The organism is Azospirillum formosense, assembly GCF_013340925.1.
GTDB lineage: Bacteria > Pseudomonadota > Alphaproteobacteria > Azospirillales > Azospirillaceae > Azospirillum > Azospirillum formosense.
Window position 1 is genome coordinate 1 of the sequence record NZ_WHOR01000549.1, and the last position, 661, is coordinate 661.

Annotated in this window: 1 protein-coding gene; it reads right to left on the reverse strand. The window is 68.2% G+C overall.

The genetic code is table 11. The annotated features are described in order from the left end of the window. On the reverse strand, positions 1 to 661 hold a 661-nt coding region (locus GBZ26_RS29770; RefSeq protein WP_174441845.1), incomplete at both ends, for an NAD(P)(+) transhydrogenase (Re/Si-specific) subunit beta.

The window sequence follows — 661 nt, forward strand, 5'->3', positions numbered from 1 at the left end:
CGGCGTAGCCGGCGGCCATGCCGCGCTTGATGAAGAACACCGTCTTGGCCTTCTCGACGTCGAGGATCGGCATGCCGTAGATCGGCGACTGCGGATCGGTCTTGGCCGCCGGGTTGGTCACGTCGTTGGCGCCGATCACGAAGGCCACGTCCGCGGTGCCGAAGTCGCGGTTGATGTCCTCCAGCTCGAACACCTCGTCGTAGGGCACGTTGGCCTCGGCCAGCAGCACGTTCATGTGCCCGGGCATGCGCCCCGCCACCGGGTGGATGGCGTACTTGACCTCGACGCCTTCCTTCTTCAGCAGGTCGGCCATCTCGCGCAGCGCGTGCTGCGCCTGGGCCCCCGCCATGCCGTAGCCCGGGACGATGATCACCGACTGGGCGTTCTTCATGATGTAGGCCGCGTCCTCCGGCGAGCCGGCCTTGACCGTGCCGCGCTCGCCGCCGCCGGCCGCCGCCGACGCCGCCCCGCTGTCGCCGCCGAAGCCGCCCAGGATGACGTTGAAGATCGAGCGGTTCATGCCCTTGCACATGATGTAGGACAGGATGGCGCCCGACGAGCCGACCAGCGCGCCGGTGACGATCAGCAGGTTGTTCTGCAGCGTGAAGCCGATGCCCGCCGCCGCCCAGCCCGAGTAGCTGTTCAGCATCGAGATCACCAC